The sequence below is a fragment of the Chelativorans sp. YIM 93263 genome (assembly GCF_028767125.1).
GTDB lineage: Bacteria > Pseudomonadota > Alphaproteobacteria > Rhizobiales > Rhizobiaceae > Chelativorans.
The window spans coordinates 61122-84638 of record NZ_JAKCWP010000003.1; the positions used below are offsets into that span (position 1 = coordinate 61122).

Annotated in this window: 21 protein-coding genes; 4 read left to right on the plus strand and 17 right to left on the minus strand. The window is 60.6% G+C overall.

Annotated elements, in window-relative coordinates; all coding sequences use genetic code 11:
* Positions 1 to 88: 88 nt before the first annotated feature.
* Both LY631_RS07320 and LY631_RS07325 read right to left on the minus strand, forming a co-directional pair.
* Entirely contained in the window at positions 89 to 2062 is a 1974-nt protein-coding gene (locus tag LY631_RS07320; protein ID WP_274424541.1) for a bifunctional 2',3'-cyclic-nucleotide 2'-phosphodiesterase/3'-nucleotidase, read from the minus strand.
* Positions 2063 to 2181: 119 nt separating this feature from the next.
* Positions 2182 to 2655 (minus strand): Lrp/AsnC family transcriptional regulator, encoded by a 474-nt coding sequence (locus tag LY631_RS07325; RefSeq protein WP_274424542.1) that lies wholly within the window; start codon positions 2653 to 2655, stop codon positions 2182 to 2184.
* Between the two features lie 142 nt (positions 2656 to 2797).
* Between LY631_RS07325 and ald the strand changes: the two genes are divergently transcribed.
* Complete coding sequence (gene ald, locus LY631_RS07330) at positions 2798 to 3913, plus strand: alanine dehydrogenase (protein ID WP_274424543.1); 1116 nt, start codon at positions 2798 to 2800, stop codon at positions 3911 to 3913.
* Between the two features lie 29 nt (positions 3914 to 3942).
* Here the strand turns inward: ald and LY631_RS07335 are convergent, their stop codons facing one another.
* From LY631_RS07335 to LY631_RS07350, 4 genes are all read right to left on the minus strand, one after another.
* Entirely contained in the window at positions 3943 to 4431 is a 489-nt protein-coding gene (locus tag LY631_RS07335) for a DUF1203 domain-containing protein (protein ID WP_274424545.1), read from the minus strand.
* 84 nt (positions 4432 to 4515) lie between these two features.
* On the minus strand, positions 4516 to 5091 hold the full coding sequence (locus LY631_RS07340; protein WP_274424547.1) for a GNAT family N-acetyltransferase: 576 nt from the start codon (positions 5089 to 5091) through the stop codon (positions 4516 to 4518).
* A complete protein-coding gene (sseA, locus tag LY631_RS07345; RefSeq protein WP_274424548.1) occupies positions 5088 to 5939 on the minus strand; it encodes a 3-mercaptopyruvate sulfurtransferase in 852 nt (283 codons plus the stop codon). The genes LY631_RS07340 and sseA overlap by 4 nt, the downstream gene beginning before the upstream one ends.
* A 100-nt stretch (positions 5940 to 6039) precedes the next feature.
* Positions 6040 to 6777 carry an alanyl-tRNA editing protein gene (locus LY631_RS07350; RefSeq protein WP_274425082.1) on the minus strand — a complete coding sequence of 246 codons (738 nt, stop codon included), beginning with the start codon at positions 6775 to 6777 and terminating at the stop codon, positions 6040 to 6042.
* Between the two features lie 143 nt (positions 6778 to 6920).
* On the opposite strand from LY631_RS07350, the gene LY631_RS07355 reads away from it, so the two are divergent.
* Positions 6921 to 8138 (plus strand): alpha/beta fold hydrolase, encoded by a 1218-nt coding sequence (locus LY631_RS07355; protein ID WP_274424549.1) that lies wholly within the window; start codon positions 6921 to 6923, stop codon positions 8136 to 8138.
* Between the two features lie 11 nt (positions 8139 to 8149).
* Here the strand turns inward: LY631_RS07355 and LY631_RS07360 are convergent, their stop codons facing one another.
* The 4 genes from LY631_RS07360 to LY631_RS07375 all read right to left on the minus strand — a co-directional run bounded on the left by LY631_RS07360 (position 8150) and on the right by LY631_RS07375 (position 12193).
* Positions 8150 to 9190 carry a cysteine synthase A gene (locus LY631_RS07360; RefSeq protein ID WP_274424550.1) on the minus strand — a complete coding sequence of 347 codons (1041 nt, stop codon included), beginning with the start codon at positions 9188 to 9190 and terminating at the stop codon, positions 8150 to 8152.
* 132 nt (positions 9191 to 9322) lie between these two features.
* On the minus strand, positions 9323 to 10540 hold the full coding sequence (locus LY631_RS07365; RefSeq protein WP_274424552.1) for an MFS transporter: 1218 nt from the start codon (positions 10538 to 10540) through the stop codon (positions 9323 to 9325).
* A gap of 158 nt (positions 10541 to 10698) precedes the next feature.
* Positions 10699 to 11307 carry a hypothetical protein gene (locus LY631_RS07370; protein WP_274424554.1) on the minus strand — a complete coding sequence of 203 codons (609 nt, stop codon included), beginning with the start codon at positions 11305 to 11307 and terminating at the stop codon, positions 10699 to 10701.
* A 130-nt stretch (positions 11308 to 11437) separates the two neighbouring features.
* On the minus strand, positions 11438 to 12193 hold the full coding sequence (locus LY631_RS07375; protein WP_274424555.1) for a pyridoxine 5'-phosphate synthase: 756 nt from the start codon (positions 12191 to 12193) through the stop codon (positions 11438 to 11440).
* Positions 12194 to 12311: 118 nt separating this feature from the next.
* Here LY631_RS07375 and LY631_RS07380 point away from each other — a divergent pair, with 118 nt between their 5' ends.
* Complete coding sequence (locus tag LY631_RS07380) at positions 12312 to 12716, plus strand: SpoIIAA family protein (protein ID WP_274424556.1); 405 nt, start codon at positions 12312 to 12314, stop codon at positions 12714 to 12716.
* Between the two features lie 8 nt (positions 12717 to 12724).
* On the opposite strand, the gene LY631_RS07385 is transcribed toward LY631_RS07380, so the two are convergent.
* The 4 genes from LY631_RS07385 to LY631_RS07400 form a co-directional block, all read right to left on the minus strand.
* Positions 12725 to 13852, minus strand: coding sequence for an ATP-dependent DNA helicase (locus LY631_RS07385; protein ID WP_274424557.1), 1128 nt, complete (start codon positions 13850 to 13852; stop codon positions 12725 to 12727).
* Positions 13853 to 14054: 202 nt separating this feature from the next.
* Positions 14055 to 14654, minus strand: a complete 600-nt coding sequence (locus LY631_RS07390; protein ID WP_274424558.1) for a LysE family translocator — start codon at positions 14652 to 14654, stop codon at positions 14055 to 14057.
* A 4-nt stretch (positions 14655 to 14658) separates the two neighbouring features.
* Positions 14659 to 15231, minus strand: coding sequence for an acetolactate synthase small subunit (ilvN, locus tag LY631_RS07395; RefSeq protein ID WP_274424559.1), 573 nt, complete (start codon positions 15229 to 15231; stop codon positions 14659 to 14661).
* A gap of 50 nt (positions 15232 to 15281) precedes the next feature.
* A complete protein-coding gene (locus LY631_RS07400; protein WP_274424560.1) occupies positions 15282 to 17084 on the minus strand; it encodes an acetolactate synthase 3 large subunit in 1803 nt (600 codons plus the stop codon).
* A 399-nt stretch (positions 17085 to 17483) separates the two neighbouring features.
* Between LY631_RS07400 and LY631_RS07405 the strand changes: the two genes are divergently transcribed.
* On the plus strand, positions 17484 to 19289 hold the full coding sequence (locus tag LY631_RS07405) for an ATP-binding protein (RefSeq protein WP_274424561.1): 1806 nt from the start codon (positions 17484 to 17486) through the stop codon (positions 19287 to 19289).
* A 14-nt stretch (positions 19290 to 19303) separates the two neighbouring features.
* On the opposite strand, the gene LY631_RS07410 is transcribed toward LY631_RS07405, so the two are convergent.
* The 3 genes from LY631_RS07410 to miaA form a co-directional block, all read right to left on the minus strand.
* On the minus strand, positions 19304 to 21562 hold the full coding sequence (locus LY631_RS07410) for a mechanosensitive ion channel domain-containing protein (RefSeq protein WP_274424562.1): 2259 nt from the start codon (positions 21560 to 21562) through the stop codon (positions 19304 to 19306).
* 181 nt (positions 21563 to 21743) lie between these two features.
* Positions 21744 to 22523 carry a GGDEF domain-containing protein gene (locus tag LY631_RS07415; protein WP_274424566.1) on the minus strand — a complete coding sequence of 260 codons (780 nt, stop codon included), beginning with the start codon at positions 22521 to 22523 and terminating at the stop codon, positions 21744 to 21746.
* A gap of 104 nt (positions 22524 to 22627) precedes the next feature.
* Complete coding sequence (gene miaA / locus LY631_RS07420) at positions 22628 to 23506, minus strand: tRNA (adenosine(37)-N6)-dimethylallyltransferase MiaA (protein ID WP_274424567.1); 879 nt, start codon at positions 23504 to 23506, stop codon at positions 22628 to 22630.
* Positions 23507 to 23517: the final 11 nt, after the last annotated feature.

Consider the following 23517-nt stretch of genomic DNA (forward strand, 5'->3'; position numbering starts at 1 on the left):
CTGTCGAGGCAAGTTTGCGCGTGAGCCCGAAATGTCAACGCAGCGAAAGGACGCCGCGCCGAAAGGGCGCAGCGTCAGCGTCTGAATATCAAAGGGTGATGCGATAGTGCGCAAAGCCGCCTTCGCCATCGCCCGCCGGCTCGATGGAAACGCCCTTCACATTGGCGGCGAACTCCGCGCCCTTCGGCCCCGTCTCGAAAAGCACGCTCGTTCCCTCGAGCGGCTCGAAAGTCCAGTTGGCATCGGCTGAAGGGTTGATGGTGCCCTGCTCCACGATATAGCGCACGATCACGTCGCGGTTTGTATCCGGCGCTTCAAAGACGACCTTGTCCGGACCGATGCCTGGGAAATTCCCGCCACCGCCGGCGCGGTAATTGTTGGTGGCGACGACGAATTTCTGAGTCGGATCAATCGGATCACCGTCGAACCTCACGTCCTTGATGCGGTGGGCATCGGGGTTGATCAACTCGCCTTCCGACGAATAGCGCGGTGGCTGGCTGAGATCGATCGTATAGGTAACCCCATCGATGACATCGTAATTGTATGAGGGAAAGGCCAGATTGATAAGCGGCTGGTCCGGCTTGCCCAGTTCCACCTGATTGAAGATGCCCGCCGACATCTCCAGCCATTCCTTGACGTCCGCGCCCGTGATCAGCACCGCCTGCACCGTGTTGGGGTAGAGGTAGAGGTCGGCGACGTGTTTGATGGCGATATCGCCCGCCGGCACATCGGTGTAGTATTCTGGACCGCCGCGACCGCCGGCCTTGAAGGGCGCAGCCGCAGAAAGCACCGGAATATCCTTGTATTCCGTCTCCTTCAGCATCTCCTCAATGTACCAGACCTGCGCATTGGCGACGATCTGAACGGATGGGTCATCCGCGACAAGGGCAAAGTAGGAGTGCAATGGAGCCGAGGTCTCGCCGACCGCTGTGCGCACATAGGTCAGCGTCGCTTCATGATCGGACTGAACGGCTTCTTCGACTTCCGTCTTGCTCTCAACCGACGGCTCGACCTGGCCGTCGACCCGCTCGAAGATGGGCCGCGCCTCGCTGGTGGAGCCCACAACGCGCCACTCATTGCCGTCTCGCTCGAGCATCAGGTCGATCAGCCCCAGATGAGAGCCCCAGAAGCCGCCCATGACGCCCGGCTTGCCGCCGATCGTTCCGGCGGCGTTGTCCACGCCCGCGACGCCGTCGAATTTCGGACCCGGAAAGTCGAGATGGCTATGGCCGGTCACGATTGCATCAATGCCGTCAATGCCGGCGACCTGCAGCGATGCATTTTCCAGATTTTCCTCGTAGCGCGCGGGCCCGACGCCTGAGTGGGAGAGCGCAATGATCACGTCAGCGCCCTCTTCTTTCATCTGCGGCACCCAGGCCTCCGCGGCCTTCACGATATCGCGGGTCATCGCCTTGCCCGTCAGGTGGCCGGCGTCCCAAGTCATAATCTGCGGGGGTACGAAGCCGATCAGGCCGATGCGAACGGGATGCTCCTCGCCCGCGCCGTCCTTCACCGTCTTGTCGAGAATGACGTAGGGCTTCATGAAAAGCTCGTCTTTGCGCGGGTTTGCGGCAAGGTTGCCCTTGGTCAGGTTGGCGCAAACGAATGGGAAGTTGGCTCCGGCGAGGACCTTGAACATGAAGTCCAGGCCGTAGTTGAACTCGTGATTGCCGAGTGTGGAGCACTCGTAGCCCAGTGTGTTCATGGCCTTGATGATCGGATGGAGGTCGCCCTCCTTCATGCCGCGCTCATAGGCGATGTAGTCGCCCATGGGGTTGCCCTGCAGGAAATCGCCATTGTCGATCAGCATCGCGTTCGTCGCCTCGGCGCGGATCTGGTCCATGATGGTCGCCGTGCGGGCAAGGCCCATGGTATCGTTGGGCTTGTCGGCGTAATAGTCGTAGGGAAACACGTGCACGTGCAGGTCCGTCGTTTCCATAATGCGCAGGTGGGCCTGATTGGCCGCCGCCCGCACTGAGAATGGATGCAGCGCGATCAAGGCGCCGGCCGCGCCTGCGCCAGCGAGAAACGAACGACGGGAAAAAGCTTGGTGGGCGTTCACAGGTGATCTCCTCTGGAAGTGCGATTCTTCCTCTAGTGACGCGAGAGACTTTGCGCCGTTAGGATTTCATCCAGCAGATTCCCGTGACAAGGCGATGAACAGATCAACCTTGCTGAGGGCTATGCCATATCGGGCTGAATGCCGGTTCCGGTACGGTCCACCACCTCACGCAGGGCGAAGGAGGAGTTGATCTTGATGACGTGCGGCATTCCCGTCAGCCATTCCTTGTGGATGCGCTCGTAGTCTTCTAGATCCCGGGCGGCGACCCTGAGAATGTAGTCGTAATCCCCGGACATCAAATGGCAGGAGACCACGTTCGGACAGCGCTTGATCGCCGCCTCGAATTCGCTCAAGGTCTTTTCGAACTGGCCCGACAAGGAGACGTGCACGATAACCGTGATCCGATGGCCCAGTGCCTCGTTGGAGAGCCGCGCGTGGTACCCGGTGATGACACCGGCTTTCTCCAGGTTGTCGAGGCGGCGCGAGCACGCGGACTGAGACAGCCCGACCCTTTCCGCCAGGGCGGCATTGGAGATACGTCCGTTCTTCTGGAGTGTCTCCAGAAGCGCAATATCAATCCTGTCTAGCGGCATCTTTCGAATTTCCTCCCTCCGCGCCTGGCTTCTATGCAATTATTACCGAATCCCGTCATTGCCAGCAAAGGTATTCGCAAGGACGTTCCGGGCATTTTGTGGTTTCTTGCGCATAGATTCACATATTTGGAGCTGCAGGGAAATGCGCATCGGATGCCCGAAGGAGATCAAGAATCACGAATATCGTGTCGGCCTCACGCCGGGTGCGGTGCGCGAATACGTTGCTCACGGCCACGAGGTGCTGGTTGAAAGCGGTGCGGGTGCGGGTATCAGCGCTGATGATAATGCCTATCGCGCCGCCGGTGCCGCAATCGCTAAATCCGCGCAAGAGGTTTTCGCCAAGTCGGATATGATCGTTAAGGTGAAGGAGCCTCAGCCCTCGGAGTGGGTGCAGCTTCGCGACGATCAGATCCTTTATACCTATCTTCACCTGGCTCCCGATCCGGAGCAGACCAAGGGCCTGGTCGAGAGCGGCGTTACCGCGGTCGCTTACGAGACGGTGACGGACGAGCGCGGCGGGCTGCCGCTGCTGGCTCCCATGTCGGAAGTGGCCGGGCGCCTTGCCATTCAGGCCGGTGCGACCGCGCTTCAGAAAGCGAATGGCGGACGCGGCGTGCTGCTGGGGGGCGTGCCTGGCGTGCTGCCCGGAAAGGTTGCGATCATTGGCGGCGGCGTCGTGGGCCTGAACGCGGCGAAGATGGCTGTCGGACTCGGCGCGGATGTCACGATCATCGACCGTTCCATTCCGCGGCTGCGTCAGCTCGACGACATTTTCAATGGTCGAGTCCACACCCGCTACTCGACCGTGGAGGCGCTGGAGGAAGAAGCCTTCTCAGCTGATATGGTGGTCGGCGCCGTGCTGATCCCGGGAGCGGCAGCGCCAAAGCTGGTGACGCGCGAGATGCTGTCGGGCATGAAGAAAGGCGCTGTTCTGGTGGACGTCGCCATCGACCAGGGCGGCTGTTTCGAGACCTCCCACCCCACCACCCACTCTGACCCGACCTATGATGTCGACGGCATTGTCCATTATTGCGTGGCGAACATGCCGGGCGCCGTGCCGGTGACCTCGGCCCATGCGCTCAACAACGCTACGTTGCACTATGGACTTCAGCTCGCTGACAAGGGACTTAACGCGTTGACGGACGACCCGAACCTGCGCAACGGGCTCAATGTCCATAGGGGCAGGATCACAAACAAGGCCGTTGCGGAAGCGCTCGGATATGAGATGATTGAACCGAAAGCGGTTCTGGCCGCCTGAGGTATTCCTCCCCAACTCCACGCCCGCCATCAGGCGGGCGTTTTTTGTGCGCGTTCTATACGGCACTGGTAGCAATTGTTTCTGGCCGAGCGCAGATGCACATAGGCAACGTCCGGCCTCTGCAACAATTCATGGGCCTGCGTGCAGACAAGCCGTTTCGGCGTAATCTCTCCCGTTCCGTAAATGATGCGGTCGTCGCGATCATAGCCGCGCATCAGAAATTCCGTTGAAGCTCGAAGCATCTCCGGCATCACGTCACTGTCTTCCGCACGCGGACATTCGTCGGCGCAAAGGAAGATCGGGCCGGTCTCAGCATAGGGTTGGAGGCGCGGGAATGGTCTATAGGCGAGTATCAGATAAGCCTTGCCTTGCGGTATATATCGCAAGCAATGGCGGCACGGCAGACCGCCACCGTCGGAAACGTGACGTTCTGGCGGGATGCCGTAAGCATCAGACTCTCCTCGCTGATAGGCACGCGCCTCGTTGCTGGCCATGGCAATGAACCGGATGAGTCCCATCTGTGATCTCCATGCTAAAACTGCGTGGAGATTAGCCGGGCTCTTCTGCGGGGCCACCCGATTCACGCGGGCACTTGTATGTTGTTATCGAAGCAGAACCTGCGCCTTCTCTTCCGGAGAGAGCTCTTTCACCGTTTCTTCCCGGCGATCAACGGCCGTGAAACCCAGTTTCTGATACAGCCCCAGAGCTGCCGGGTGATCGAGCGTGCACGTTTCAACCGAGATTAGTTGCGGCCTGTGGGACCAGGCCGTGCGTATGGCCGTACCGAGAAACCAGCGCCCAAGGCCGCGCCCGATCGCATGTTTCATCAGTCCGAAATGGACCAGACGGCATTCTTGCTCCGACATCAGGCGCAGCTCGAAAAAGCCTGCCGGACAGCCATCCAAGTTCAACACGCAAACATCCGTGCGCTCACTTTCCAGGCGTTCCGCCAGTTGAGCGTCCGAGAGCGAGAGCGCCGCCGTCCAATGCCAGTCGCGCCCAACACGATCATAGAGGTACCGGTAGAAGTGCAACGGCATGGATTCGCATTTGAGAAGCGCGAGTTGCTGGCCAATTGGCGCCGGCGGATAGGTGCCCGGCGGTTCTTTCATCTGCAAATGCGTGACCGTGGCCTGCAAGGTCCTTCCTCGTCGAAGACTGGAGAAGTTCGTGGTCATTCATCCTCCGTCACCACCGGCGTGTCGTTACGGCTACCCCACTCGCTCCAGGAGCCATCATAAAGCTTGTTTTCTTTGTGTCCTAGCGTCTCCAGCGCAAAGGTGATGGCGGCGGCCGTTACACCTGAACCGCAGGAAGTGACGACCGGCTTGTTCAGGTCGAGACCTGCCTCCTGAAGCGTCTTGCGCAAGCGTTCGGGCGGCAGAAGGCTGCCATTCTCCGAAAGCGCTGTGGCCGGCACGTTGCGCGCGCCCGGCATATGGCCCGAACGCATCCCGGCGCGCGGCTCCGGCTCTGCGCCGGTGAAGCGGCCAGGCGGACGCGCGTCGGCAATCTGCATCTTTCCGTCTTCCACGATGCCACGCATCTCGTCGAGAGACGCCACGCGGCTTTCATCGAAGCGCGGCACGAACGCGGCCGGCGCTATGCGGGTCGGCTCGTCCGTAACAGGGCGCTCTTGGGCGCGCCAGCGGTCGAAGCCCCCATCGAGAATAAAGACCTTGTCGGCGCCCATGACACGGAACATCCACCACACGCGCGGCGCGGAGAAAAAACCAGGGCCGTCATAGACGACGATGGTGTCCCGCTCGGAAATGCCCATCGAGCTGGCAAATTGCTCGAATGTCAGGGGTTCGGGCAGCGCGTGAGGCAGGTCGGAATCGGGATCAACCACCCGATCCTGATCGAAGAACACGGCGCTGGGAATATGGGCTTCGTCATATTCCGCCCGCGCGTTTCGTTCCTGCACCGGAAGATACCAGGAGCCATCGACGATCGAGAGGCCCGGCATTTCCAGGTTTTCTTCCAGCCAGTAGGCTGAGACTACAAAGGGATGCTTTTCACTCATACGGCACCCGTTTCGGTGGCAGTATTCTCGGTAGAGAGATCCGACACCCAATAGATAGGAACGCGGGCGGCGGGACAAGTCCCGCATATCGGCAGTCTCGTTACGCCGGCAGCGGACCGAAGCGAATGCGGAAGCGGCGGTTCTCACGCCCCTTCTTCTCGATCTTGCCGATATGCACCTCACCGATTTCACCGGTCCGGGCGACATGGGTTCCCCCGCAGGGTTGGCTATCAACGGAGGAACCTTCACCAATGCAAACAAGGCGGACCCGCCCGACACCTACCGGTGGACGCACATTCTTAGATTTCACCAGCGACGGATTTTCCGCCAGATCTTCTTCACTGATCCAACGGGTAAAGACCGGGTGATCGGCTTCGACCAGCTCCTTGAGGCGCTCGGTGGCGATCTCCTTTGTCCAGTCCGTTTCCGCCAGATCGAAGTCGATGCGCGAATCCTCCTCGCCCACCGAGGCGCCGGTGATAGGGTGCGGGCAGATGGCGCTCAGCAAATGGCAGGCCGTGTGCATGCGCATCAGCTTATGGCGGCGATCCCAGTCAATGGCCGCGGTCACTTTCTCGCCGATTTCAGGCACCGGCTGCTGGGCGTCGGGTACGTGGATAATCTCGTCCTTCGTGCGCCCGGTCACCGTCGCCGCGATCGCGATCCGCGAGCCATCCTCACGCTCGAGATAGCCCGTATCACCCGGCTGGCCGCCCGACGTTGCGTAGAAGATCGTGCGGTCGAGGATAATGCCACCCCGATCGTTAATGCCGACGACGCTCGCTTCGACCGTTTTCAAATAGCCCTGCTCACGAAAGAGCGGCTCGGTGCGTATCATCTGCTCCACGTTCTTCCTCCGGCATGGTAGTTTCGCATTTAATAACTTCGTCAGCCCCGCAATGAAAGCGGGCGGCTTTGCATTCCTGTATAAGTTGTAGCAAGATTCTTTCTTTAATAGTGGATCTCATGTCGGGAGGTCGGATGGCGCACTGGAGAGCACGCGGCAAAGCCGCGCTCGCGATATGCCTGGGAATGACACTGTTGTTGACGGGCGGTTGCTGGTTCGAGCCGTCCGAGCCTGGCGCATTCTATCAGGTCGATGCGAACACACCGGAAGGCCCGCCGGGAACGATCCTGCGCATAGACGAGCACGCGAAGGCACCGGACGGCGCCCGTGCATGGCGTGTACTTTATCGTTCGATCGGGCTGAAGGGAGAACCGATTGCCGTCTCCGGCGTCATTTTCGCGCCGGCGGATAAACCGCAGGGCGGCAAGCGGCCGGTGGTCGCGTGGGCGCATGGTACGACGGGTGTCGCGAACCGCTGTGCGCCATCGCTTTCGGAGAGCTTTGAAGACAAGATCCCGGGCCTGAAGCAGTTTCTGGAACGCGGCTATGTTGTCGCGGCGACGGATTATTCCGGCCTCGGCACGCCAGGCCCGCATCCCTACCTTATCGGCGTGAGCGAAGGCCGCGCCGTCCTGGATTCCGTTCGCGCCGCTACACGGATCGAGGATGCCGGGGCCGCACCCCGCTTTATCGCGTGGGGGCATTCGCAGGGCGGACATGCCGCGCTCTATACGGGCCAGATGGCCTCGTCCTATGCAGCCGATCTCGAACTGGCGGGTGTGGCCGCGGCGGCGCCGGCGACGGATCTTTCCGTGCTTCTACACGATGACTGGGGGACGAGAGCCGGCAAGGTCTTCACCGCCTTTGCCCTATGGTCCTGGCACCGTGTTTTCGGCGCCCCGCTTGACAAACTGGTGTCGCCATCGACGGTCTCAGCCATCGACCGGATCGCGGAGGGGTGCCTGGAAGGCACGGTGCAGGGGCTCGTGATCGCCACGCGCGAGCGGGCAATCGATCAGGACTTTCTCCAGAAGGACCTTACCGAAACAGAACCCTGGAGAACGCTGCTCCTGCGCAACTCACCGAAAGGGCAGAACACGACCGCGCCGCTTTATCTCCTGCAGGGAACGGCCGATCAGGTGATCAATCCCCGGGTGACGCGGGCATACGCTCAGGCCGCCTGCGGAGCCGGACAGCCTGTCCGGCTCGATCTGCGTAGCGGCCTGGACCATATGGGCGTCGTGGAAAAGGGCGCGGATAAAGCCATCGCGTGGATCATCTCACGCCTCGAGGGCTCAGCGCCAGCCACCGATTGCAACGATATGCCGACACTGTCGGGAAACAGCGGCTGAGCGCCTGCGGCTCAGCCCTCCGCGACCTCCTCGAACGGCACCGCGATATCGGGTTTGCGTTCCATCCAGTCCGGCACGGGCAACCCCTTCTCCCGAAGGAAGGCGGGGTTAAAGAGCTTGGATTGGTAGCGGGTACCGTAGTCGCAAAGGACGGTCACGATGGTGTGGCCGGGGCCCAGCTCTTTCGCCAGCCGAATCGCCCCCGCTATATTGATGCCCGTCGAGCCGCCGAGACAAAGCCCCTCTTCCTGGACCAGATCGAAAATGATGGGCAGCGCCTCTTCGTCCGGGATCTGGTAGGAAAGGTCGGGCGTGAAGCCTTCCAGATTGGCGGTCACGCGCCCCTGCCCTATGCCTTCGGTGATCGAACTGCCCTCGGACTTCAGCTCGCCGGTGGTGTAGTAGCTGAAAAGGGCCGCGCCCTTGGGGTCCGCCAATGCGATCTTGACGTCGGCCTTTCGCGCACGCAGACCTTCGGCAACGCCTGCCAGCGTGCCGCCCGTTCCGACGGCGGAGACGAAACCGTCGATCTTTCCCCCGGTCTGTTCCCAGATCTCGCGGGCCGTCACTTCCCGGTGGCCGTCGCGATTGGCGGTGTTGTCGAACTGGTTGGCCCAGATGGCACCATTCGATTCGCTGCGTGCCAACTGCTCCGCCAAGCGGCCCGAAAGCTTCACGTAGTTGTTTGGATTGCGATAGGGCACCGCAGGCACTTCAAGCAGTTCGGCGCCAAGGATGCGCAACGCATCCTTTTTCTCCTGACTCTGTGTTTCAGGAATGACGATCACCGTGCGGTAGCCGAGCGCCTTACCCACAAGTGTCAGGCCGATTCCGGTGTTGCCCGCCGTGCCGTCGACAATGATGCCACCGGGCCCCAAAAGCTTCCGCTTCTCGGCATCACGAATGATGAACAGCCCTGCCCGATCCTTCACGGACTGGCCAGGATTCATGAACTCCGCCTTGCCGTAGATCTCGCAGCCGGTTTCTTCGGAAGCGCGGTTGAGACGGATAAGCGGCGTGTCGCCGATAGTATCGATCACCGAATGATGCATAATGAACCCTCGCTTTGAACGCGAAAAGTAGAAACCGGCAAGGAAACTGGCAAGGCGTCTTTTTGCACGAGCAGCCAAGCTGCTGGCAAAAGCTTCGGCGAAGTCTGCCCAGCAGGGTCGATTTTTCCTGCGTCAGCGCTCTGCAACTCGCGCGTCGGAGCGCTCAGCTGGTTCCGGGCGAACATCACGCGAGAGGAGGTAGATGAGGACGGTCGTCGCCAATGTCCCGGCATAAAAGGCGAACAGAACACTGTAGGCTGCCGTCGGTTCGGCTGGAACGGTGGCTGCCGTGACCACTCCACCGGTGGCGAACTGCATCAGGCCAGCGCCGCCGATCGAAAAGAAATTAAGCAGCGTCATGCCGCGGCCGGTTAAATGCGCGGGAAGAAACGCGCGCCCATGGGCCATCAACACACCATAGCTGCCGCCACAAACACCGATGAGCACCATGGCCATGGTCACGCTGCTGATGGCAGCAGCCGGAAATACCGCCAGCCAGGTCAGCGCGGCGATGCTGATCGAGTTTCCTGTTACGGCAACCCATTTGCGCGTGCCAAAGATGTTGTCCAGCGGTCCATAGATGAAGGATCCGGCGGCCATAGCCACGGCCATGAACAGTGTTACCTGACCGATGAGCAGCGTCTCGGCGCCATGAACCTCGGCGAGATAGGGCCCGGCCCACAGGCCACGAATGCCGACCGCGGCGGCGTAGTTCAGTCCGATAAGCGGAATAATCGGCCACAGGGATTTCAGTTTCAAAAGTTCCAGATAACCTAAGAAGCCTGCCCCCTCAGTTACTTCTCGCTCGGGGTCGCGTACGATGACCCAGAGCATGGCCGCAGTCGCGAACGTCGCTATCGCAACGCCAGCGATCACCTGACGCCAGCCAAACGCTTCGGCCGCAGCTGCGAAGGGCGACGCCGCGATGATGTTGCCCATTGCGCCGACGCCAATCAGCCACGATGTCATGACCGCCAGGCGGGCCGGCGAATGGGCCTTGGCGAAAATGAAAACCGAGGCCATTAAAATCGGCGCGCATCCAATGCCGATCAGCGCCATCGCGAGAACAACCATCCAGGGCGTCATGGCAAATGCGAGCAACAAGGCACCACCACCGCCGCCGAACGCAAGGAGGACGGACGCCGTTCTGCGCGGCCCGTATCGGTCAAGCGATACGCCGATGACAAATTGCATCGCGGCAAAAGTGATGAACCAGGCGCCGGAAGCAATGGAGAGCTCGGCCTTGGTCGCGCCCAGCTCCGATACTAAGGCAGGTGTGAGGACGGCGAGAAAAGAGCGGTAAAACTGCGAAAGAACGTAGGCCACCGCCAGGGCGGCAATTCCTGCCATCGAGACACTCTCCTCATCAGCGTGAATTCGCCTGTCATCGCCGATTTGTTCCGGCGACGGGTATGCCCGCTCGCTGATCTATCGCAGCTTGCAGTACCGGGCAATTGTGCCACGCCGCCTGTAAAGAACGGCCAGACTTGCCCGCCCGGCGTGCGGGATCAGAACTGCAGCATTTTGTCTTCCACAGCGCAGGTTTCGCAGGTCTTCACTTTCACGGTGAGACTTCCTGGCTTGATCCAGCGCAGGCTTTGCAGATCGATTGTCCAGTTTTCCTGCAGATCGAACGGCGGAAAAGCGTGCGATTCACCGCTTTCTGCTTCTATCATGTAGAGCCACCGAGCGCCCTCCTCGCTGTTGGTCAGCGCAACAAACCGCCCTTCAGGCCCCCAGCTCTGCCAACGCTCGGGGCCATAGTGGCCAGCGAGGGACTTGCGAAACTCTTCCTCTTCCGCGTCAAGCAGCAAGACCGACCAGCAGAGCGCGTTAGCCCCGGTTCCATCACACGCTTGAACGATGCGAAACCGCCCTGACGGCGACGGCGGAAACAAAATAGCCTGACCTGCTGCAATCGGTTTCTGTGCTGACCCGTCATCCTCATACGCTGCGATCAGCGGATCAGCGAGAACGTCACCATCCTTGGAGAAAGCACCGGTCCGGCTTAAGGAGAAGCCGCAGGCCGAAATTCCGGGCGCGATCTCGAGGAAGTCCGTATCGCACTCAGTCTCGCCAGCGGGTTGGGCGGCAGCCGGCGTTGCCAGCGCGACCAACAAAAACGCGGCGCAAAGCGCCGGACCGATCCCTCTACTTGGCCGCACACCCATCACAAACCTCATCGAAAAGACAAGCGAAGTTTGGCCGATCAAGATGAACGATTCTTTTAATAAACCCGGTCATTGCTCAGGAAAGCTCGTTTCCCGCTGCTCTCAGAAACCGCCTGACGGTTTCCGCCATGCCATATTCCAGCGCGTCAGCGGTCAGACCATGGCCGATTGAAACCTCCGCCAGGGTCGGTACGCGGCGGGCGAGTGGCGGGAGATTGGCAACGGTCAGGTCATGGCCGGCGTTGATTTCCAGCCCCAAGGGAACTGCAATGTCTGCGGTTTTCCCGAGTCTTTCCAATTCGCTGGCCGCTTTTTCTGGACTGTTGTGACAAGCGCCGTAGGGGCCGGTGTAAAGCTCTATCCGGTCCGCGCCCACCTCCTTGGCAACGGCGAGTTGGGGCTCATCGGTACCGGGATCGCAAAAAAGCGAAACGCGGACTCCAAGCCGCTTCAGCCGGGCCACGGACTGTTTGAGAAAATCCGCATGCTGCCTGAAGTCCCATCCGTGATCGGAAGTTGCCTGGCTCGGATCGTCGGGCACCAGAGTGACCTGTTCCGGCTCGTTATCCTCCACCAGTTTCAAAAACGATTCAGAAGGATAACCTTCGACGTTGAATTCACAGCCGGGGAACTCATCATCAATGAGGGCCCGGATCGCGGGCAGATCGGCAAAGTGGATGTGCCGTTGGTCGGGACGCGGATGAACGGTCAATCCGTGCGCGCCCGCGGCAAGCGCGATGCGGCCCAGCCCGGTTACGCTCGGCCACGGTAAATCGCGCCGGTTACGCAGCATGGCGATGGCATTTAGATTGACCGAAAGCTTGGCCGGCATGGTCGAGCCCCTGTGGCGGATTTGTGTTGGCTCTTCCTATACTCGCTTTGAGCGGAACTGACAGGGCCAGATGGTGTTGTCCTGGTGGACAAGTCCGAACGGAGAAACGTGAAGCGCTATGCTTATCAACGAGACGCCACCCAGCATACGCCGGATCGATACCAACCGGGAGGACGCGTTTGCCTTCGAGATTACCGGTGAAATCGAAGCAGCCGATGTCGAGAACATCTATGGGCTTCTCGAGGGCGCGTACGAATTGCACGACCAGATCGATGTGATCGTCATCTTCCATGATTACGAAGGCACCGATTGGAGCGCCGTCTGGAGCGAGAACACCATGAGCGGAAAGGGGCGCGCGCTCGAGCACATCCGCAAATATGCCGTTGTCGGCGGTCCTGGCTGGATTCAGCCAATGGTCAGCGTCTTCAAGCCGTTTCTCTCAATCGAGATGAAACATTTCGAGGACGACGACATCGAAGCCGCCTGGGAATGGATCGGCGCGAAGCCGGAGTCTCGCGCTTAGGACGGTCGTCACCTCACGATCGTCAACCGCTCCGCCGCGCGCGTGATCGCCGTGTAAAGCCATTGCTGACGTGTGTCGCGGAAAGCGAAGCTCTCATCGAACAAGACGACGTTGTCCCACTGTGAGCCTTGGGCCTTGTGCACCGTCAGCGCGTAGCCGAAGTCGAAATCGTCGAAGCGCTTCTTTGTCTGCCAGGCGATATCGGCTTCCGGATCCTCGAAGGCCGCCTTGAGCAGCTTGATCTTGGCCACGCCCCGGTCCGTGTCGTCCTCCTCCGGTGACACCAGGAGGTTGATCCCGGGCTTGGTGGTCTCTCGCGACGCGGTCATGACCTTCCAAAGCGAGCCGTTCAGCAGGCCCTTGGTGGGATCATTGCGCAGGCAGACAAGCTTGTCCCCGGCTTGAGGCAGGACCGTCTCAAATCCCTTCAACTCACGCAGGCGTTGATTGTAGCGCCGCCTCGTGCGGTTGATTCCGACGAGCACCTGATCCGCGTCCAGTACGATGTCCTGGTTGATATCTCTCTTGGAGACCACTTGCGCCGTGCCATAGTCGCCGAGCATGAACTCCCTGCCCTCGCGCACATCCAGCGCCAGCCGGATGATGGGATTGTCCCGCGCCTGGCGGTGAATCTCGGTGAGCAGACAGTCCGGCTCATGCTCGGTGAAGAAACCGCCGCCGGAGACCGGAGGCAACTGGCCGGGGTCTCCCAGCACCAGGATCGGCGTGCCGAAGGACATGAGATCGCGGCCGAGTTCCTCATCCACCATCGAGCATTCATCGATGATGACCAGTTTCGCCTTTGCGATCGGGCTTTGCCGGTTAAGCGAGAAAGTGGGCGAGATGAGCTTTCTGCCCGTCATCTCGTCTTCGACCTGCTCTTCGCCACGGGGGCGGTAGATCAACGAGTGAATGGTGCGGGCGTTCGAAGCGCCCTTGGAGCGCAGGACTTGCGCGGCTTTTCCGGTGAAGGCGGCAAACTGCACGTCTCCGTCGACATGTTCGGCAAAGTGCCGGGCGAGCGTGGTCTTGCCCGTTCCGGCATAGCCGAAAAGCCGAAAGAGCGGTGTCTGACCGTCCCGGAGCCAGCGCGCAACGGCCTTGAGCGCCGCGTCCTGTTGCGGAGAGAAATCCATGCGCTCACAAACCAGATTCTGCCCGCGATGAACAGACCGCAAATCGATCGTGTCATCTTTGTCGAGGCGGATGGGAATGGTGCGAGTTGTACGCGGCGAGAATGGGCTTTTTAAAACCGGAGCGAGACGACATTAGGATACTTCCGCATCGAAGCGAAGAAGCGCCATTTGCAGCCCGTTCAGGCATGAAAGCCAACAGACCTTAGCGCAACATCGGCCAGAGCGTTGCTGCCAACGCGATCCCCATGACGATGTTGAACCATTTCAGGCGCACCGGATCGGCTAGAAACCCCCGCAGGGCGACGCCGAAGCCAGCCCAGACCGACACGCTGGGAAAGTTCACCAGTGTGAAGGCCAGCGCCACGAGCAGGATCGAGACGAAGGGCGCCTGGGGATTGGTGTAAATGGCCATGGCTGTGACGGCCATAACCCAGGCCTTTGGATTGACCCACTGAAAGGCTGCCGCCTGAAAGAACGTCATCGGACGGGCCGCACCGGTGGCACCCTGGCTGCCGGTGGACCGCGACATCGCGATGCGCCACGCCAGATACAGAAGATACGCGCCGCCGGCGATCTTCAACACCAGGTTCAATTGCGGATAGGCTGTCAAAAGCGCGCCCAGTCCGAAGCCCACCGCCAGAAGCAGCGAGGCGAAACCCGCTGCAATTCCAAGCATATGCGGGATCGTGCGGATAAAACCGTAATTCACACCTGACGCCAGGAGCATGAAGTTGTTCGGTCCCGGTGTCACCGACGAGACGAAGAAGAATACCAGGAGGGCGAGGAAGACGTCGAGGGACAAGCTCCTACATCCCCTCCGGTCCGCGGTTCACGGCCGCCACGCCGGTCCGGCAGACCTCGACCAGGCCGAGCGGCTGCATAATGGCGATGAACTGCTCCACTTTGGATATCCGCCCGGTAATCTCGAAGATGAAATGTTCCGTATTCGCATCGATCACCTGCGCCCGGAACGCATCGGCCAGGCGTAGTGCTTCGACGCGGTCGTCGCCGTTTCCGCTTACTTTTACCAGAGCCAGTTCCCGCTCGAGCGGGCGGTCGTGGCCGCGCTCATGGGCAGTGACGGTAAGATCCACGACGCGATGAACAGGAACGATGCGCTCAAGCTGGTGCTTGATCTGCTCCAGCACGTGAGGCGTACCGCGCGTTACGATAGTGATCCGCGAGAGATGCCGCTCGTGCTCGGTTTCGGAGACGGTGAGGCTGTCGATATTGTAGCCGCGGCCCGAGAACAGACCGATCACACGAGCTAGCACCCCCGGCTCGTTATCGACCAGGACGGCGAGCGTACGGGTCTCGCTCCTCTCCGTCTCACTGGTAATGAAATAGGCTGAGCCGGTTGGCTTTAGCTGGGCGTTCATGCGCTCACTCTCACATATCTTATCTTATAGAAAACGACTTATACGTGGACCTAAACCAGCGAGCGTCCCTTGGAGTCGATGGCGTTCGCCACAGCCTCGTCCGTCGCCTCGTCGGGCAGGAGCATTTCATTGTGCGCCTTGCCTGAGGGGATCATGGGGAAGCAGTTGGCGAGATTGGCCACGCGGCAATCAAAAATCACCGGCTTGTCGACCTCGATCATCTCGTTGATGGCGTCATCCAGTTCGTCCGGTTTTTCGCAGCGAATGCCGTGACCGCCATAGGCCTCGGCGAGCTTGACGAAATCAGGCAGCGCCTCAGTATAAGAATGCGAGAGCCGGTTGCCGTGCAAAAGCTGCTGCCACTGGCGGACCATACCCATGTACTGGTTGTTGAGAATGAAGATCTTGATCGGCGCGTTGTGCTGCACAGCCGCGCTCATCTCCTGCATGGTCATCAGCACCGAAGCGTCGCCTGCGATATCGATCACCAACGCGTCCGGATGGGCGATCTGCACGCCCAGTGCCGCCGGCAGGCCATACCCCATCGTGCCGAGACCGCCTGAGGTCATCCACCTGTTGGGCGCCTCGAAGCCGAAATGCTGTGCCGCCCACATTTGATGCTGGCCGACCTCGGTGGTGATGTAGACGTCGCGCTCCTTGGTCAACTCATAGAGCCGCTGGATCGCATATTGCGGCATGATGACTTTATTGTTCGGTTTGTAGGCCAGCGAGTTGCGCCCGCGCCACTTTTCGATCTGTTCCCACCAGGGCTTGAGCGTTTTCTTCTCTGTCTTGGCGCCGGCGCGCCACAGCCGCACGAGATCCTCCATCACCCGGCCGGCATCGCCAATTATTGGGATGTCGACATGGACGTTCTTGTTGATCGAAGACGGGTCGATGTCGATGTGAATCTTCCGAGAATTGGGTGAGAAGGCGTCCAGGCGCCCCGTGATGCGGTCGTCGAAACGCGCGCCAATGCACAGCATCACATCGCAGTCGTGCATTGCCATATTGGCTTCGTACGTGCCGTGCATGCCCAGCATGCCGAGCCAGCTTTCACCCGAGGCCGGATAGGCGCCGAGGCCCATCAGTGTCGAGGTGATGGGGAATCCGGTGAGCTCAACCAATTCGCGCAGAAGATGGCTTGCCTCAGGCCCTGCATTCACCACGCCACCGCCGCTATAGATGACCGGCCGCTCGGCCGTCGACATCAATTCGATCGCCTGTTTGATCTTTTCCTGATCGCCCTCGACCCGCGGGTGATAGCTCGTGCGGGGTGCCGTTTGCGGCGACACGTAGGAGCCCTTTGCGAACTGCACGTCCTTGGGGATATCGACGACCACGGGCCCGGGCCGCCCGGTCTGGGCAATGTGAAAGGCCTGATGCAGGGCGGCGGGCAGTTCGCTGATGTCGCGCACCAGCCAGTTATGTTTGGTACAGGGTCTGGTAATGCCGACCGTGTCGCACTCCTGAAACGCATCGGAACCGATCAGCGCCGTCGGCACCTGGCCCGAAATACAGACCAGCGGAATCGAATCCATCAAGGCGTCCTGCAGCGCCGTAACAGCGTTGGTGGCACCCGGCCCGGAGGTGACCAGCATGACGCCAACCTTGCCCGTCGAGCGGGCATAACCTTCCGCGGCGTGGCCGGCGCCCTGCTCATGGCGGACGAGGATGTGCTGGATGTCATCCTGCTGGAAAAGCTCGTCATAGATCGGCAGCACCGCACCGCCTGGGTAGCCGAAAACGTGCTCGACGCCGTTGTCGCGCAGCGCCTGTACCACCATTTCCGCGCCCGTCATCTCCTGCATGCTCGTCTCCTGCCATTTAAGCGCCGGCGCTCGCTGGTCCATCTCTTTATCCTGCCCCGTTTGTCTATCGTCATGTCGTCGTTCGGCCAATAAAAAAGGCCCCCGAAGGAGCCTGTCTTTCGCACATGAGCTGCTTCCGCCGGCGGCTACGCCGCCTTGCCCATGTGCATTCCTACTACGATAATAAGCTGTGTGTTCATGGTAGCGGACAATAAGGCGCATCGCTCCGCAATGTCAACGCTATAAATAATAGAAGCGACGGGAGAGTTCCGGTGGCAAGCGGTGAGTAAATGAGTTTGAGGCCCTTCCCCGGTGCCGTGCAGGACATCGCGTATTCTCACCATCGGGAACGCATTAATCCCGTCTCAACCATCCCGCCTTATTCGGCCTTAACCCTCTGCGCCTATGCTTGCGCAAAATAGAACAGGGGAAGAGGCTTTCATGGATACTGGCGGGTCTGCCGGCTCAGGCGAAACACCTGTGCAGGACCGGCGCGAGGCCGGACAGCCGCAGCGTCGCGTGCTGGGCCATGTGGTTCAATGCGACGGCGCGCGTGCGATCATTGCAACAAGCCTCAATACGAACGAATTATCCGCGAGCGGAAACTGGACCGTCGGCAAGGTGATCTCCATCAACCTGGGATCAATCCGCACGGTTGGGCTTATCTACGCCATCGAGCGCCCGCAACGGCGCTGGGATGACGACGGCAGCAACCCTATCATGATCTTTGTCGAGCTGATGGGTGAGGTGCGCGACGAAAACGGCGTACCCGCGTTTGACCGCGGCATCACCGAATACCCCCATTTGGGTGCGATCGCGCACCGCATCCGCGCGCGCGACCTGCGCGCCATCTACGATCTGGGCGGGCGGCGGTCCGTCACGGTCGGTAACCTTTCCCAGGATAGCGCGGTTGAAGCCTGCGTGGCGGTGGATGAGGCTCTCAACCGGCACTTCGCCGTCGTGGGCACGACGGGTGTCGGCAAATCGAGCGCGGTGTCGCTTCTCCTGCGTAAAACCATTGCCACGCGTCCGGATTTGCGTGTGCTGATTCTTGATCCCCACAACGAGTTCGCCTCGTCGCTTCCGGGCCATTGCGTACGGATCGACACCAACTCGCTCGACCTGCCGTTCTGGCTTTTCAGACTGGAGGAACTCGTGGAGGTCCTTTACCGCGGCCGCGATCCGGTCTTGGAGGAAGTGGAACTTCTGCGGGATCTCGTTGGCCATGCCAAGCAGGTCTATAACACATCCACCGGCACGAGCATTCTACGCCGCGGCACGGACCATGGCGGGCTGACCGCCGATACGCCCGTGCCTTACCGCATGACCGATATCATCAGCGAAATCGACGAGCGCATCGGCCATCTGGATGCCAAGAACGAGCGTCCCCACTACCGCCAGCTTCGCACGCGCATCGAGTCTGCCATGGCTGATCCGCGCTATCGCTTCATGTTCGCATCGCGCCTTATCGAGGATTCCATCCATGAAACGATAGGCCGGATATTCCGCGTACCGAGCGAGGGCCGACCGGTGACCTGTTTCGAAATGGCGGGGCTCCCCTCGGAGGTGGTGAACTCGGTCTGTTCCGTGCTGGCGCGGCTCGCTTTCGACCTCGCGCTGTGGAGCGACGGAAAGCTGAAGCTTCTCGTCCTGTGCGAAGAAGCGCACCGCTATATGCCGGCGGACACGCGCCTTGGCTTCGCGCCTACGCGCCATGCACTCTCGCGTATAGCCAAGGAGGGACGCAAATACGGCTGCTATCTCGGAGTGGTGACCCAACGCCCTGGTGATCTCGACCCGACAGTGCTTTCGCAGTGTTCAACCATTTTCGCCATGCGGCTCGCGAACGAGCAGGACCAGGCAATAATCAGGTCGGCTATTGCGGATTCGGCCGCCTCGACCCTCAGCTTTTTGTCCTCCATGGGACAACGGGAAGCGATCGCCTTCGGCGATGGCGTGGCGACGGCCATGCGCATGAAGTTTGAAAAGCTGCCGGAACATCTTCTGCCCGGCGCAAAAGTTCCCGACGGTGAGCAGGCGGACAGCGGATCGATCGACGATGTCGAGTTGGCGCCGATCGTCGCGCGAATGCGCTATACCGGAAAGCGGAGCCGAACGGGCGCGAGCGTGTATAGCGCGGAGCGACAAAAGCAGTCGGAACCGCTGCAGAAAGTACCGGTCTATGAGGAACCGCGCGGCGCCGCTCCAGGTCGTCCACCCTCCGCCTATAGCCCTTTTCGGCGGTAGCGACTGCCGCAGGATCAAACCTCCGTTTCGCCTCCAGCGGCCGGCCCATCCTGCTCGATTGTTTTGCCTCGGCGCTTTTTCCCTGGTGTCGCACGGCGCTTGGCGTGGCCCCCACCAGCCTGATCTTCGGAACCGGCAGGAGGTAGAGGTGTCTGCAGCGCGGGAGCACCACGACTGAGATGAATCGCGTAATGCGGAAGCGGAATCTCGATACCGCGCTCGTCGAACACCTCCTTGATGATCTCGTTGTAGGCGCGGCCCAAGGCCCATTGCTGGCCGGGAGCGGTCATGATGCGGGCACGCACGATAATCGATGAATCGCCGAACTCGGTTACGCCGTGCATCTCGAGATTTCCGATAACATGCTGCCCCGCCTCGCCGGCTTTGAGCCTTTCGAAGGCTTCCTGCATGGCGAGCTTCACCTCGGAGATGTTCTCCTGATAATCGACGCGAATCATTGCAACGTGATAGCTGAAATTTCTCGTGAAATTGGCAACTGCCTCGACCGAGGAAAAGGGGACCAGATGATAGGCGCCGTCGAGCGTCCGCAGGGAGACTGAGCGAATGGTCAGGCGCTCGACCGCGCCCGTGACACCACCCACGGTGACGACATCGCCCTCGTTGAGTGCGTTCTCGAACTGAATGAACGCGCCGTTGATGATATCCTGAACCAGCTTTTGCGCGCCGAACCCGACGGCCAGCCCGATTATGCCGGCCCCGGCAAGGAGCGGCCCAATGTTCACGCCAAGCTCGGAAAGAACGAGCATGGTGATGATCACGGCAAGGGCGAGGCTGAAGGCATTACGGAACAGAGCGAGCAGCGTGCGCTCTCGCGGACTTGGGACGCGCCCATACTCGGGATTGAGGCGGTATTCGATCCAGGAATGGATTGCGAGGTGGATCAGCGCGCCCAAGAGGAGAATGAGCGCGGCAGAGACCAGGGCCGTTGCGATGCGCTGGCCGAACTCGCTGGAAAGCCAGCCGATCAGGTCGGCTACGCTCCATATCTGGGCCATGACCAGAAGAACCGAAACGGCAATTACCACGCGCACCACCCGAAGGACATTCGGAACGAAGGCATTCAGGCGGCGCTCGAGCAGCGGCAGCCGCGCTTTGACATCGGGCGGGAGGCGCATCCCGCGTTCGGCAATCCGGCTAATGGCCAACGAGAGGACGACACCCGCCGCGATAGCCGCGAGCGACTCCAAGGTGGAGAAGAGGACGAAGGGCAGCGCGGCCTCGTGCTCAACGAGCCATAGGATGAAAACCATCAACAGATAACCTATCGCCGCGATATGCCATATCCTGGATAGCGGGACCACGACCCGGGTCAACGGACCGGGCTGGCCATTTTCGGCAAGGCGCATCAGGCGCAGGCGCACCGCATCACGGTTTTGCAGGATAATGAGGCAGGCCATGGCCAGCGCGCAGGAAACCACGACGACGCGGAGAGCATCGGCCGCGCCCGCCGATACATCCACCGCCAGCAATGGCGCGAGAAAAAGAAAGGTGTAGCCGACAATGCTCACAAGGCGACTTAGCCAGAAATACCAGTAAGCCGCTGTCGTATCTTCCAGCCGTGTAAAGCGTAAGCCTGGCCATTTCGGCGCGAGGAGGACGCGCGCGGCTGCCTTGGCGAGTTCGATAAAAAGGAAGGCGCTCAGGAAATGCGCTTGTCCGCTGCCGATCTGGTCCGACCAACCCGCGTAGAGCGTCGGCAGATAGCCGGCCGCCCAGGCAAGCAGGACTGTCAAAAGATCGGCGGCCGCCGAGAGCACAATGGGACCGGCGCGCTGTATCATGTCCGGCTGGGCGGTGGCAGCGCGGGCCATCGTGCCTTGAAAGCGCCGGAAAATAACGCGCAGAGCCGTGAACACCGCGAACGTGATGCCGACCACAAGGGCGACGTCTCGAACCGCAACCCAGATATGGTGCGTATCGACGGAGGCATTGCCCGTTGCGATGTCGGTAGCATGGTGACCGAACTCGATCACCGCGCGGATGAGATCGACCGTCCCAGCAACCGCTCCGCGCGCATATGCGGCAATCTGATGGGCAATCGCCTGCTCCGAAGCAAGGAGAATGGACGTGTTATCGGGTTGCGCCTGCGGGTCCGCTTCGCGAAGCCTCTCAAGCAGCCGCTCCCTGGCCTGATCATCCTCGAGCACGCGGATCAGAGCGTCGACATCTGCATCGGAAGCAGCAACATCTGCCGACCCGCCAGTCATAACCTGCCCGGGGTTCGACTGCGCAAGTGCCGGCGAAACCAACATTAGCAATATCAAGAGCAGAACAAGCCGCATGGATCGCTTTACGCCGCTGGTTACGGTCAGAGGCAAAGCCTCAGCAGAATCATTGATAACCTGCGATTTATTAGCAAGGAACTAATACAATAAATGAGTGTACAGACATCCATGCGGCCACGCCGTTAAATCCCATCGGCCAGGGAGATCGTCAGGCGCGAACGCGATTGCGCCCGAGGCGCTTGGCCTCGTACAGCATTCGATCGGCGCGGCGGTAGAAGTCGTCCGCCGTTTCCTTTCCGTTCCAGACAGCCAGGCCAACACTTGTCGTCACCCGCAGCCGCGCGCTGCCGGCTTCCACAACCAGGTCGGAAATCACCTTGCGAATGCGCTCGGCCAGCTTCACGAGGGAGTCCTGGTTCATATTCGGAGCTACGATGGCGAACTCCTCACCGCCAAGCCGCGCCACAACGTCGTGATAGCGCGTCATGTCCTTCAGCGTACGGGACACCTGACGCAGAACCTCGTCGCCGATGTCATGACCGTGCGTATCGTTGACATCCTTAAAGTGGTCGAGGTCCAGCACCATGAGGCCAACCGGCTTGTCGATGCGGCCGAACTCCCGAAGGTATTCCCGCAGCGCATCGTCGAAAAAGCGGCGATTTTGCATCCCTGTCAGTCCGTCGGTGAGAGCGGCGTGTTGCAATGACTCCGAGCGGGCGCTCAGAGACTCTGTCATGGCGCGCAGTTTTCCTTCTTCGCGGACCTGGGTACGGATAATGGGATAGATGAAGAAGAGGCCGAACAGAACGGCTAGTGTCAATAGAATGCCGGTGCCCAGAAGCAGACGGGTGAAGTCACTGAGTTCGCGCGGCTCGAAAGCCGGCGCGTTCAGCCGCATCATGCCGTAGGCAAAAACCAGCAAAACACCAGCCCCGAAGACCAGTGCCATGAAGACAAAAAAGGCGGATTCCGCTTTGTGAAGGCGCATGCCGAACCTGCTACATGCCTATCGCCTTCTTCTTTCACAGCGCGCCTTATAATGGGTTAAACAAATTCCGCAGACTGAAATAAACTCCACATCGGGGGATTCCATCAGCGCGTCACGCGCAGCCAGTCCGGTCCAAGTTGATTGCGAAACCACGTCATCTGGCGCTTGGCATATTGACGGGTTGCGGCCTTTGCGCGGGTGATCGCTTCATCAGCGGACATTTCCCCCCGAATGACGGCAGAAAGCTCCGGAACACCGATGGCCTTCATCGCGGGCAGCGACGGAGACAAATCGAGGGCCAGGAGCGCCCTCACCTCTTCCAGAGCACCCTGCTCGATCATGCGGTCGAAGCGCGCCTCAATGCGCTTTGCGAGTAGCGCCCGATCAGGGGCCAGGATCAGTTTTCGCGCCGCTTGCGTATCCACGACGGGTGCGGAATGCCTCGCCTGCCATTCGCTGATCGGCGTACCGGAGGAGTCATGGACTTCCAACGCTCGTACGATGCGCTGCCCGTCGGGCGGGCAAATGCGCGCCGCGGACACGGGATCGACTTGGGACAGGAGCCTGTGGAGGGCTTCGGCGCCCTCGTCGGAGAGCCGCGCGCGCCAATGCTCGCGAACCGCGGGCGATACATCTGGAATCTGTGCGAGACCGTGAATCAAGGCACGGAAATAAAGCCCCGTTCCGCCTACGAAAATCACTTTCCTCCGGTGGAGATCTTCCGTTTCGATCAGCCTCTCAACGTCGCGCAGCCACCTGCCGGTGGAATAGGCCCCGCCTGGGTGCACATGGCCATAGAGATGATGAGGCACGACCTTCAGGTCCTCAACCCCGGGGCGGGCGGTGAGCAGCGACAGCACGGAGTAAACCTGCATGGAATCGGCGTTGACGATGACCTTACCATCGCGCTGCGCCAGCTCGAGCGCCACGGACGACTTGCCGCTGGCCGTTGGGCCCGCTATCAGGGTGACGTCTTTCAGCAAACTCTTGCGGC

What these genes read in the sequence shown, in the direction of transcription:
- LY631_RS07375 (WP_274424555.1), bottom strand. Translation starts at nt 12,193, where the DNA reads ATGCCGGCCAAGCTTTCGGTCAATCTAAATGCCATCGCCATGCTGCGT.
- LY631_RS07335 (WP_274424545.1), bottom strand. Translation starts at nt 4,431, where the DNA reads ATGGGACTCATCCGGTTCATTGCCATGGCCAGCAACGAGGCGCGTGCC.
- LY631_RS07325 (WP_274424542.1), bottom strand. Translation starts at nt 2,655, where the DNA reads ATGCCGCTAGACAGGATTGATATTGCGCTTCTGGAGACACTCCAGAAG.
- LY631_RS07350 (WP_274425082.1), bottom strand. Translation starts at nt 6,777, where the DNA reads ATGATACGCACCGAGCCGCTCTTTCGTGAGCAGGGCTATTTGAAAACG.
- LY631_RS07400 (WP_274424560.1), bottom strand. Translation starts at nt 17,084, where the DNA reads ATGGACCAGCGAGCGCCGGCGCTTAAATGGCAGGAGACGAGCATGCAG.
- LY631_RS07355 (WP_274424549.1), top strand. Translation starts at nt 6,921, where the DNA reads ATGGCGCACTGGAGAGCACGCGGCAAAGCCGCGCTCGCGATATGCCTG.
- LY631_RS07380 (WP_274424556.1), top strand. Translation starts at nt 12,312, where the DNA reads ATGCTTATCAACGAGACGCCACCCAGCATACGCCGGATCGATACCAAC.
- LY631_RS07360 (WP_274424550.1), bottom strand. Translation starts at nt 9,190, where the DNA reads ATGCATCATTCGGTGATCGATACTATCGGCGACACGCCGCTTATCCGT.
- LY631_RS07385 (WP_274424557.1), bottom strand. Translation starts at nt 13,852, where the DNA reads ATGGATTTCTCTCCGCAACAGGACGCGGCGCTCAAGGCCGTTGCGCGC.
- LY631_RS07365 (WP_274424552.1), bottom strand. Translation starts at nt 10,540, where the DNA reads ATGGCAGGAATTGCCGCCCTGGCGGTGGCCTACGTTCTTTCGCAGTTT.
- sseA (WP_274424548.1), bottom strand. Translation starts at nt 5,939, where the DNA reads ATGAGTGAAAAGCATCCCTTTGTAGTCTCAGCCTACTGGCTGGAAGAA.
- LY631_RS07340 (WP_274424547.1), bottom strand. Translation starts at nt 5,091, where the DNA reads ATGACCACGAACTTCTCCAGTCTTCGACGAGGAAGGACCTTGCAGGCC.
- LY631_RS07415 (WP_274424566.1), bottom strand. Translation starts at nt 22,523, where the DNA reads ATGCGCCTTCACAAAGCGGAATCCGCCTTTTTTGTCTTCATGGCACTG.
- ald (WP_274424543.1), top strand. Translation starts at nt 2,798, where the DNA reads ATGCGCATCGGATGCCCGAAGGAGATCAAGAATCACGAATATCGTGTC.
- LY631_RS07410 (WP_274424562.1), bottom strand. Translation starts at nt 21,562, where the DNA reads ATGTTGGTTTCGCCGGCACTTGCGCAGTCGAACCCCGGGCAGGTTATG.
- LY631_RS07405 (WP_274424561.1), top strand. Translation starts at nt 17,484, where the DNA reads ATGGATACTGGCGGGTCTGCCGGCTCAGGCGAAACACCTGTGCAGGAC.
- ilvN (WP_274424559.1), bottom strand. Translation starts at nt 15,231, where the DNA reads ATGAACGCCCAGCTAAAGCCAACCGGCTCAGCCTATTTCATTACCAGT.